8 protein-coding genes are annotated in these 11,032 nt (G+C 65.1%); 4 read left to right on the forward strand and 4 right to left on the reverse strand.

The features are described 5' to 3' along the window. The first annotated feature begins 76 nt into the window (after positions 1-76). Positions 77-1,390: an NAD(P)/FAD-dependent oxidoreductase gene (locus E6K76_11980; protein TMQ56909.1), complete on the forward strand. Its 1,314-nt coding sequence runs from the start codon at positions 77-79 to the stop codon at positions 1,388-1,390. A gap of 269 nt (positions 1,391-1,659) precedes the next feature. Further along, positions 1,660-2,781: a c-type cytochrome gene (locus tag E6K76_11985; protein TMQ56910.1), complete on the forward strand. Its 1,122-nt coding sequence runs from the start codon at positions 1,660-1,662 to the stop codon at positions 2,779-2,781. Here E6K76_11985 and E6K76_11990 read toward each other — a convergent pair. Genes E6K76_11990 through E6K76_12005 form a run of 4 tightly spaced genes read right to left on the reverse strand, consistent with a single transcriptional unit; the run spans position 2,735 to position 7,563 of the window. Further along, on the reverse strand, positions 2,735-3,517 hold the full coding sequence (locus E6K76_11990) for a methyltransferase domain-containing protein (GenBank protein ID TMQ56911.1): 783 nt from the start codon (positions 3,515-3,517) through the stop codon (positions 2,735-2,737). The genes E6K76_11985 and E6K76_11990 overlap by 47 nt on opposite strands. Before the next feature lie 4 nt (positions 3,518-3,521). Next, complete coding sequence (locus E6K76_11995; GenBank protein TMQ56912.1) at positions 3,522-4,163, reverse strand: helix-turn-helix transcriptional regulator; 642 nt, start codon at positions 4,161-4,163, stop codon at positions 3,522-3,524. Next, positions 4,115-6,280 (reverse strand): fatty acid oxidation complex subunit alpha FadJ, encoded by a 2,166-nt coding sequence (gene fadJ / locus E6K76_12000; GenBank protein ID TMQ56913.1) that lies wholly within the window; start codon positions 6,278-6,280, stop codon positions 4,115-4,117. The genes E6K76_11995 and fadJ overlap by 49 nt, the downstream gene beginning before the upstream one ends. Next, positions 6,277-7,563, reverse strand: coding sequence for a thiolase family protein (locus E6K76_12005; protein ID TMQ56914.1), 1,287 nt, complete (start codon positions 7,561-7,563; stop codon positions 6,277-6,279). The genes fadJ and E6K76_12005 overlap by 4 nt, the downstream gene beginning before the upstream one ends. 85 nt (positions 7,564-7,648) lie before the next feature. Between E6K76_12005 and E6K76_12010 the strand changes: the two genes are divergently transcribed. Then, positions 7,649-9,352, forward strand: a complete 1,704-nt coding sequence (locus E6K76_12010) for a long-chain fatty acid--CoA ligase (protein ID TMQ56915.1) — start codon at positions 7,649-7,651, stop codon at positions 9,350-9,352. A gap of 664 nt (positions 9,353-10,016) precedes the next feature. Next, positions 10,017-11,032, forward strand: a 1,016-nt coding sequence (locus E6K76_12015; GenBank protein TMQ56916.1) for a tetratricopeptide repeat protein, incomplete at its 3' end; no start/stop codon positions are given.

Genomic DNA, 11,032 nt, shown 5'->3' on the forward strand with positions numbered 1-11,032 from the left:
GGGATTTGGACTAGAGCCGCGGTGAAAGATAAGCCCCGGCCGGGCTTGGGGCAAGACGCCATGCTATTCTCTGACCATGGAGAGGAAACGGCTCCTGATCCTGGGGGGAGGATTTGTGGGGCTCGACGTCGCCCGCTCGATCGGCAAGTCCCCCGCGGCTCGCAAGTACTGGGACACGGTTCTCATCGACAAGGAGAACTTCTTCCAATTCAATCCCCTGCTTCCCGCCGTCGCCGTAGGCGCGGTGGAAACGCGCCACATCGTCTACCCGCTCCGCGACATGGCGCGACATCGTCAAATTCGATTCGTCAAGAACAAGGCCACGCACATCGACCTCGCCCGCCGGGAGGTTCTGCTCCATAACGATCTCGTCATGCCGTACGACACGCTCGTCATCGCCGTCGGGAGCGTCACGAACTACTACGATGTGCCGGGTGCCCAGGAGCACGCACGTCCGTTCAAGACGATCGTAGACGCGATGTACGTCCGGGCGCGCGTCGTGGAGCTTTTCGAGATGGCGGAGCAGGCAGAGACGGCCGACCAGCGGCGAGAGCTCCTGTCGTTCGTAATCGTGGGAGGCGGCGTCACCGGCGTCGAAGTTGCAGCCGAGCTGATGGACATGGCGCGCGATACGCTCCTCCCCAAATACCCAAGCCTCAGCCGGTCCGACCTTTCGGTCACGATCATCGAAGGAGGCGATCGGATCATTCCCGCCGCGCGCCCCGAGCATTCCGCCTATGTCTACCGCTTCCTCGTGCGCCGCGGCGTCCGACTGTTCCTCGGCCGACCGGCCGTGCGCGTGGAGCCGAAGTGCGTCCACCTCCCTGACGGAACCAAGGTCGAGGCGTTCACAATCCTCTGGACCGCGGGCGTGCGTCCCCCCGATCTCGTCACGAACCTCCCCGTGCTCCACATCAAGGATGGCCGCGTTCGCGTCGACGACTATCTTCGAGCGCTCGACCCCGAGGGGGAACCGATCGAAGACGTGTTCGTGGCGGGAGACTGCGCGGCCTCGCTTCGCCCCGACGGCACCTACCAGCCCGCCTTGTCCCAGACCGGGGTCGCGATGGGGACCTACCTCGGAGGGTTGCTCGTCAATCGCGCGAGGGGGAAGCCGGCGAAGCCTTTCCGGTTCAAACCAGCGGGCTACATCATCTCGCTCGGAAAGCACAGCTCGGTGCTGGAGCTGTTCGGCGTGCCGCTCTCGGGGAAGCTTGCATGGCTCCTGTGGGCGGCGGCTTACCTGATCAAGATGGTGGGGTTCAGAAAACAGCTCGAGGTAGGAATCGATCACCTCACGCATCTGATTTTCGAGCACGATTCGTCACAAATATTGAACCGGAGGCAGATCCTCTCCGATGAAGAGCTGAATCTTTCGCTGGGACGCTGAACCCTGCCGGGCCGGCCGGCCGGGCGGGCGGCCGCCGCGCGGCGGCGCATGGAAGATGAGTCACGGTCGGGGTCCTGCAGCGTATACTGATAGGCGGTTCGGGGGGTACACGCGGCAACCTCATCCAGGAAGGAGTTTTCAATGAAGCGAATGTTCGGAGCGTGCCTGGTGCTGGCCACAGCCCTTTTCCTATTTGGCGCGCTGGCCTACGCGGCGGAGAAGTCGGCCGCCGCACCCAAGACGGTGACCGGTGAGGTCGTCGATTTGGGCTGTTATCTCGGGAGCGGCATGAAGGGCACCGGGCACAAGGAGTGCGCCTCGACCTGCATCGCGAAAGGCATGCCGATGGGGCTCCTGACGAGCAAGGGCGTCCTCTACGTCTTGACGATGAATCACGACAACGCCGACCCATTCAATCAGGCGAAACAGTACGCCGGAGGCCAGGTCAAGATCACGGGCCCGGTCTCGATGAGGAACGGGACAAGGTCTCTGGAAGTGAACGCAGTCGCGGCGATGTAACCCATCGACCCGCCCAGCATGGATTCAAATCGGCGCGTGGGGTGCTTCACGGGATCCCACGCGCGATTTTATTTGTGAAGCGAGCTCTCCAGCTTCTCGTGCTCTTCGCGCTGGCGGCGCTTGCGTTCTGGACCGCGGCGCTCCGCCCCAAGCTCACCTCGGTGGAGCGGGGCCGCCGCCTCGCCGAGGCCACCGGGTGCTTCGGCTGCCACGGCCCCGAGGGGACGGAAGGCGCGTCCAACCCCGGGCGCCCCGAGAAGACGGTCCCGTCCTACCGGGCGCTCATGATGTACGCGAAAACCGAGCAGGACGTGCGCGAATGGATCCGCGACGGCGTCACCACAGCGCGATCGAAGAGCGAGACCTGGCGCGCGGAGCGCGAGGCCGGCGCCCTCCAAATGCCGGCCTTCCGAAACCGCCTCAAGCCGCACCAGATCGAAGACCTCGTCGCGTTCGTGATGGCGGTCTCCGACCAGGATGCGCCCGATGATTCCCTGGCGCTCGCGGGGCTCGATCGCGCCCATGAGTTGGGATGCACGGGCTGCCACGGCCGCGGCGGACGATTCGGGCGGCCGAACCCCGGCTCGCTCAAGGGGTACATTCCGCCCTGGGACGGAGCGGACTTCCCCGAGCTGGTGCGGACCCGCAAGGAATTCAACGAGTGGGTCGAGCGCGGCAACACCAGCCGCTTCGAGACCAATCCGCTGGCCATGTATTTCCTGCGCCGGGCCGCGGTTCATATGCCCCCGTTCGACCGGTTCTTGAAGCCGGGCGATCTCGACAGGCTCTGGGCCCATGTGCAGTGGCTCCGCGCCGGGCGTCGGGCTAGCGCCGCGCCGGCGGCCGACGCCCCACCACCAGAATCTCCGTGAGGTAGAAGAAGAGCTTCCCTTCGCGCCATTCCGGCGCGAGCGCCTCCGCCGCACCGGGGGGCGCTGTTTCGAGCCTTCGCTTCAGTTCCGCCTTCACGGGCTCGCTCACCGTCTGCAACCCCGCCCACGCCTCGAACCCCCGGGCTTTGCGGAACATTTCGGTCGCCTCGATCTGGAAGCCCGCGGCGCGGAAGAATTGGAGCCACTCCGGCGCGGTGTACGCGCGGACATGGCTTGGGTCGCGAAATTTTTCGAAATCGTTGATGTAATCCGCCGTCGGGCGATCCTCGGGAACAAGGTTATCGATCACGGCGGCGATCCTGTTCGGCTTGAGGACGCGTGCCATCTCTCGGACAAATCGAGCGCAGTCGGGAAAATGATGCGGCGCTACACGGCAGGTTACGAGATCGAACTCGGCGTCTTGGAACGGCAGAGAGCACGCGTCGGCTTCGGTGAAGCGGACATTCGAGACACCCTTTCCGCGGATGAACCGCTCCGCCGCGTCGAGCATCTCCTGCGTGAGGTCGCTCGCCACAACCTCGCGCACCCGGGGCGCGAACGCGAGCGCGGTGTGGCCACCACCGGTTGCGATATCGAGAACGCGCCAGTCCCGTTCGGGATCGACCAGCTCGAGCATGCGGTCGAGGCTTTCGCCTTTCGAATGATCGGTACTCGAGACGTAGCGCTCGGCATTCAAGCCGAACTGGCGCTTGACGAGGTCGCGGTTATCCGCCAACCCGCTACTTCTTCTTGGCGGCGCGTCGTCGGCCCACGGCGAGGCGGCCCGGGCGATCCGAGGCTGCACGTCCCCGGCGACCCATCTTCACCGCCCCCGCCAGTGCTTTGACCTCGCGCTTCCCCATGGTGCGGATGCGCCGCCACGACTCGAGCGCCGTCCTCCGGGGCCTCGTGCGTCCGGTCTCCCAACCGAAGATCGACTGCGCCGAGACGCCGACGAGCTTCGCGTAAACGCGACGGCTCATTCCGAGCTTCTTTCGATGCGACTTGACCCACTGCGCGGAGAAGCGAACCTGGGGCTCGGACTCTGCCACCGTTGCGGCGCGCGTGCCGCCCCCCGCCCGCTTCGCGGCGCGCTCCAATTCCGAAACCAGCTTTCGCTGTTCCGCGACCCTGCGCCGGAGCGTGGTCACAAGCTTCCGGAGAGGCATTACGGTCGCTTTGACCTCCTTACGCGCCAGGCGTCGGATCTCGCCTTTCAATACACCTGCAAAATTCGGCACGGGAACCTCCATGTCATGTTTTACAAATGCCGAAGCATCGTTCCGTAGAATGATGGTTCGAGTATAAATCTTTGGATGAGCCCTGGGGGGAACTACTCTTTGTAAAAACTCCGTCCGCTCAGCGCCATCTGCTGCAAGCATCCGCAGGGACCCGCGGGCGCGCCTTCTTGCTGACGCCGCGCGAGACGCTCGACGATCGCTCCAGCGCCGACGGCATCGGCATAGCGGAGCAGTCCGCCGTGGAATGGAGGAAAGCCGGTCCCGAGCACCATCGCGAGGTCCACATCGTCGGGCCGCGCCACGACGTGCTCTTCGAGGGCGAGCGCAGCCTCATTGACCATCGCGTCGAGCAGGCGGTTCACGATCTGTTGGGGCGCAAGAGGTCCTTCCGCCGGCGTACTCGGCTCGATGTCGGGATTCACGGCCTTTCGCCGGCCGTTTTCGTAGCTGTAGAATCCCAGCTCTGATTTCTTTCCGAGCGCACCCGCGGCCACCAGCCGGTCAATCAGGGCAACCGGCGCGAGCCGGGTTCCGAACGAATCGTGCAAAACGTGCGCCACCTTGCGCGCGACGTCGAGGCCGATCTCATCGAGCAGCTCCAGCGGACCGACCGGCATCCCAAAATCCCGTAGTGCCCGATCCACCGCACGCGCAGGCTGGCCGCGTTCGACCAGAGCGACCGCCTCCGTCAGGTAAGGCATCAGCACGCGGTTCACGAGAAACCCCGGGGCGTCCGCGACCAGGACCGGTGTCTTGCCCAGCCGCCGCGCGAGCGCGATCACCGTTTGGACCGCGGCGGGCTCGCTCACGTCCGTCCGAATCACCTCCACCAGCGGCATCCGAGTCGCGGGATTAAAGAAGTGCATTCCGACAACTCGCCCGGGGACGCGGAGTCCCTTCGACATCGCGCGCACCGAGAGTGATGATGTGTTGGTCGCGAACACGCATCGATCCGAAACTTGCGCTTCCAGCTCGCGAAAGAGCGCCTGCTTCACCGGAAGATCCTCTACCACCGCCTCCAGGACGAGATCCGTCCTCTTGAGCCCGGATAAGTCGAACACAGGCGCGATCCTTCCGAGCGCCTGCTCCATCTCGGCCCTCGTGAGGCGCCCGCGGGAGACCTCGCGATCGAAGAGCGATCGCGCGTGCGCGAGGGAGCGAAGGATCGGCTCGGGCTTCAGATCCCGGAGCCGGACTCGCCCCCCCCGCCTCGAGAAAAGGTATGCGATCTCACCGCCCATCGTCCCCGCGCCCATGACGGCAACGTGATCCACCCTACGCGCCAGGGGCGTGTCCGGCCTACGCTTCGCCTCCTCGCGGAGCGCGAAGATGCGGCGCAGGTTCCTGGACTCGGGAGTGAAGAGGAGCCGCGCGACGGCTTCGCGCTCCGCCTTGAGGCCTTCCGTGGACGGGGCGCCCCAGGTAGCGCGCAGAACACGGATGATCTCGAGCGAAGCGGGATAGTGTCCGTGGGTCTCGCGCAGCACGCGGCGGTGGACCTGCGCGAGAATCGAGGCGCGGAGCGGCGCGATCGCCTCGACGACGCGAAGGCCGAGCGGAGGCCCCCGCCGCCTTACCACGCGCGGGTCTTGGAGAAGCCCCTCGGTCCACTGGATCGCGCGCTCGGAGAATCGCTCGTGAGGCAGAACCTCATCGACGAGCCCGACGCGGTACGCGCGGCGCGAATCGAGCGAGCGGCCCGTAAGGAGAAGATCCAGCGAAGGCAGAAGGCCGATGAGCCGCGGGAGTCTTTGGGTCCCTCCGAATCCGGGAAGAATCCCGAGCTGAACCTCGGGGAGCCCGATCGCCACCTTCCGCGAGTTCGACGCGACGCGGTATCGCATCGCGAGCGCAAGCTCCGTCCCCCCTCCGAGACACGGACCGTTGATCGCGGCAACCGTGGGATAGGGCAAAAGAGAGAGCTCATCGAAGAGCTGCTGGACTTCGCGGGATTTGGCTTCCGCTTCAGCAGGCTCGGAGAGATGGTCGAACTCGGAAACATCGGCGCCGGCGATGAACTGCTCTTCTTTCCCGCTCAAGAGGATCAAGGCGCGGGGATAGGCCTGATCGCTCCGCCCTCTCAAGGCGTCGAGCACGCGGCGGAGCGCTGGGAGCGATTCCGCGTCGAGTAGGTTTACCTTCCGCTCGGGATCGTCGAACCAGACGAGCGCGATCCCCGAGGCGTGAGCCTCGAGGCGGAGAGGCGCGCGCTCCGAACGTCCGACTTCTCCCTCGGGCTCTCGGAAGGCGAGGGTCACGCCGCGCGCTCCACGACCAGCGCCGCTCCCTGCCCGCCGCCCACGCAGAGCGTCGCGAGCCCGAGGGGCACGTCGCGGTTCCGCATCTCACGCAGGAGAGTGAGGGTGAGCCGCGTGCCCGACACCCCGACCGGATGGCCGAGCGCGATCGCGCCGCCGTTCACGTTCATGATGGATCGGTCGATCTCGCCGATGGGTCCCTCGAGCCCCAACTTCTCGCGGCAGTATTTCGCGGACGCCATCGCGATCTCGTTCGCGATGACCTGCGCCGCGAAGGCTTCGTTCAGCTCGATCAGCCCGATGTCCTTGAACGCCACCGCGGCGCGCATGAGCGCGACCGGCGTCGCATGGGTAGGGCCAAGCCCCATGCGCGCGGGGTCGAGCCCCACGAAAGAATAGCCGCGGATGCGGCCGGCGGGCTTTAACCCGAGAGAGCGCGCCTTCTCGGCGGACGCGACGAGGATCGCGGCCGCCCCGTCGGTCACGGGGCAGGCGTTTCCCACCGTGACGGTGCCGTAGCGCCGGTCGAAGTAGGGCTTGAGCCTTGCGAGCGCCTCGAGCGTCTGCCCCCTGCGCGGGCCCACGTCCTCGGTCACCGCTTGTTTGTAAGGGGGCGCGAAGACGGGAACGATCTCCTGCGCCATGCGGCCCGACTCCATGGCCGCCACCGCGCGGCGATGGCTCTGGAGGGCGAAGTCATCCTGCGCCTCGCGCGAAATTCCGAACTCCTTGGCGAGAACTTCCGCCGTCTCTCCCATGTTGAGACCGGAGACCGGATCGGTGAGTCCCTCCGCGAGAGCGATCCGCGGTTTGAGATCGCGAGGGCGGAGCGTCGCGAGCGCCTCGAGCTTGGCACCCGGCGATTTGGCGCGCGCGAGCCGATCGAACATGCGGGTCAGGCCCTCGCTCATGTAGAGCGGGATGCGACTCATGGATTCCGTGCCGCCGGCGACGATGAGGTCCGCGTCGCCCGCCGCGATCTTCTGATGCGCTTGGGCGATCGATTCCAAGCCGGAGGCGCAGTTCCGCTGCACGGTGAACGCGGGAACGCGCTCCGGGATCCCGGACAGGAGCGCTACGACGCGGGCGATGTTCGTGGACTCGGAAGGCTGCGCCACGTTTCCGAGGACCACCTCGTCGATCTCGGCAGGGTCCACGCCTGAACGGGCGAGAAGCTCGGACACCGCGACGCGGCCCAGCTCGCGGGCGGGGACGTCGGCGAGCGCCGTGCCCACCTTGGCAAAGGGGGTCCGGTACCCGTCGATCAGGACGACGTCGCGCATGATCTCGTGCGAGGACCGGGGAGCCTGCGATGGAGTCTAGTCACGCTCTCGGTACTGTGTCACAGTGCCGGAAGGAGGTCAACGCATGGACGTTCGCACGATTCCCGACCTGCTCCGCCACGCAGTCGACGTGCACCGGAAGCAGGACGCGTTCTTGGTGAAGCGCGACGGCCGCTGGATGCCGGTCTCGATCGATTCCTTCGCGGGGCTGGTCCGAGCGCACGCCGCCGATCTAATCAGGCGCGGCGTGAAAAACGGCGACCGCGTGGCCATCCTCTCGGAGAACAGGATCGAGTGGGCCGTTGCGGACCAGGCGATACTGGCGATCGGCGCGGTGTCCGTCCCGATCTACCCGACACTGCCCGCGGACCACGTCGGACCCCTGCTCTCGGACTCGGGTGCCGTGGGCGCCTTCGTCTCGAGCGAGGCGCAGCGCGCGAAGGTCGAGTCGGTGCGGGCGGAGGCTCCCGGGCTCCACTGGATCGTGTGCTTCGACACGGACGGGGGTGCGGGGGCCTCGGGGACGGCGGGCACGATCGGCGCGGCCGCGCCCGCCGCGTCGCCGCCCGGCGCGTCGCCGCCCGACCCCGACGACCTCGCGACCATCATCTACACCTCAGGAACGACCGGGGCCCCGAAGGGGGTGATGCTCACCCACGGGAACCTGGTCTCGAACGCGATCGCGTCTTTGACCGCGCTCGACCTGGGACCGGCCGACCTCCATCTCTCGTTCCTCCCGCTCAACCACATCTTCGAGCGCACCGCGGGCTACAACGTCATGATCTACGCGGGTGCGACCATCGCGTACGCCGAATCGATCGAGAAGGCCGCGTCGAATCTGCGGGAGGTGCGGCCCACGTTGCTGCTCGCCGTGCCCCGTTTCTACGAGAAGCTGATCGACCGCGCGATGGACGTCGCGAAGGCAGCCGGGTTCCCGCGCGATGTGGCGGCGCTCTGGGGGCGGGACATCGCCGTTAGGTGGGCCACGCTGAAGCTGGAGGGCAAGCCCGTCCCGCCAGGGCTCGCGCTCCAGCATGCGCTCGCGAACGCCCTCGTCTACCGCGTACTGCGCCGAGGTCTCGGCGGTCGAATCCGTTATTGCTTCTCCGGTGGAGCCGCGCTCCCGCGCGAGACCGGGCTCTTCTTCTACGGGGTCGGCATGCCGATCATGGAAGGCTACGGTTTGAGCGAGACCTCGCCGGTGGTCGCTGTGAACACCGCGAAGCATTACAAGCTGGGCACCGTCGGGCGGACGGTGCCCGGGGTCGAGGTGCGGATCGCGGAAGACGGAGAGATTCTGGTGCAGGGGCCTTCGGTGATGAAAGGCTACTGGAACCGGCCCGAGGAAACCGCCGCGGCGTTGGAAGGCGGCTGGTTCCACACGGGCGACGTCGGGGAGATCGACGCCGACGGCTTCCTGCGCATCACCGATCGCAAGAAAGACCTCATCGTGACCAGCGGCGGGAAGAAGGTCGCACCCCAGCCGATGCAAAACGCGCTCAAGAAATCGCCCAGGATCTTGGAAGCGATCGTTGTGGGCGACGGGCGGAAGTACGCGACCGCCCTGATCGTCGCGGCTAACGGAGCCACGCGCGAGGCAATCGCGGCGGATGTGGACGCCGTGAATAAGACGCTCGCATCCTACGAGACGATCAAACGTTTCGAGCTGATCCCGAACGACTTGACCGTCGAGAACGGGTCGTTGAGCCAAAAGATGGAAGTGAAGCGACGGGTGATCTCGGATCGGTATCGCGATCTCATCGAGAAGATGTATCGTGGGGAGGAGTGAGGTCGCTGCGCGTGCCGGACGCACCAACGGCCCACGGCGCTGTCCTAAGCTGGCTTGTTTTTGATGTCCTAATACGCTATACTGCCGGCCGTTTCCGCTCCAACTCCCACGGAGCAATCGAACGGGGGTGCGATGGTCCGCTTCTCCTATTACCTCAGCCGGCGGTTCCGCCGAGCGATCCCGTCTCGTTCCGATGATTCAATTGGTCCGCTTGATCACGCGCATCTTGCTTTCACACGCGGGCTCCAGGCCATGGAATGGCCGCTGGTCTCCCCCGGCCAGAGCCCTCGCCGGCAGGAAAGTTGGTTAGCGATATGAAGAGGAAACGGGGATTAGCACTACTGCTGCGATTACTGGTCAGCTTCGCGTTCACAGTAGCGCTTACCTTGGGCGTTGTTTCGGCGTCGCCGACCCGCGCGTGGGCCAGGACGGCTCCCACGACAGTGGCCGCGGGGGATCCGACAGGCGGAGAGGATTCTCCGAGACCAGGACCGACGAAGGCAGCCCCACTAGGAATGCAATCTGGAGCCAGCCCGATCTCGGGCGTCCAGTCGTCACACAGATACTCAATTTGGAATTGGCTGCGTGCCTGGGAGGCAGTAGCCGGGTTCATTCGGACACGGTATCCCCTCTAATCGCCCGGGATCAGGAGCGAATTCAGGATATGAACTCCATGCACGAGCGCCTTAGGGAGGTCCGCGATGCTCTTGATAAGGGCATGTACGGCGAGGCATTAGCCCGTTGCGAGCGCCTGGCGGAGTCCGGTCATGCTCCAGATCTAACGGCGAAGATCGGCGCCCTCAAGCTCGATGCATTCGCAGGACTCGGACGCTGGCGAGAAATGGTTGCGTTAGGCTCTACACTGATCGCGGGCTTCGTTCCAAACCGTGAAAGCGAATCCCTGGGACGCATCCACGGGCTTACAGGCTTCGCGTATCTAAGACTCGGTGAGCTGCGCCTGGCCGAGCGTCACCTTCGAGCCTCCATTCACATCTACACCTGGGACCTAGAAGACCTGCCCGCGGCGCTTCGCCAGCAGCGTCGACTAGCACTTCTGTATTTGGGTATGGGGCTTCTGCGCCAATCCTGTTCTGAAATGGAGAGTGCAATAGAGATTTCGGATAGGAATTCATGCACGTCGGAATCCGGTATCCTGCGGGTCAATCTGGCGGTCGCAATGATTAAGGTCGGTTGTTTGGAGAAGGTTTCGAAATGCCTCGACGAGGCAGAGAAGTTTCTCAAGAGTGCTTCGCGTACAAAGTGGCTCCTACTTTCAACGCTGGTTCGCGCGAATTACTTCCGCATCACAGGCCATCCGATGCAGGCCCTCGAAATCTTGATGCCCGCGCTCCAGATTACACGCGAACAGCATTACTCGCGCGAGGAAGCAATCACTCTCGAGTACATCGGCGATTGTTACCTTGCAAAGAAGGAGTACAAGAGAGGTCTGGAGCATTATGAAGAGGCCCTCAAGATCGCGGAGGCGACTGCACCGGAAGGGGATATCATCCCCGAGGTCTGCCACCGCATGGGCGAGACGCTAACCCGCCTCGGCGACCCAAACGCTGCGATTCTTCTGTGTGAGCGTGGGCTTCGTGTGGCGCGCGCTTTGGGTGATCGATACGAGGAGTGTGCGACACATCGGGTCTACGCCTTGGCGCATCGCGAGGCCGGAAATTC

The organism is Candidatus Eisenbacteria bacterium (assembly GCA_005893275.1).
GTDB lineage: Bacteria > Eisenbacteria > RBG-16-71-46 > SZUA-252 > SZUA-252 > WS-7.

Coding starts and splice junctions, on each gene's coding strand:
- E6K76_11995 (TMQ56912.1), bottom strand. CDS start 4,163: ATGCTTGCAGCAGATGGCGCTGAGCGGACGGAGTTTTTACAAAGAGTA.
- E6K76_12010 (TMQ56915.1), top strand. CDS start 7,649: ATGGACGTTCGCACGATTCCCGACCTGCTCCGCCACGCAGTCGACGTG.
- E6K76_11980 (TMQ56909.1), top strand. CDS start 77: ATGGAGAGGAAACGGCTCCTGATCCTGGGGGGAGGATTTGTGGGGCTC.
- E6K76_12005 (TMQ56914.1), bottom strand. CDS start 7,563: ATGCGCGACGTCGTCCTGATCGACGGGTACCGGACCCCCTTTGCCAAG.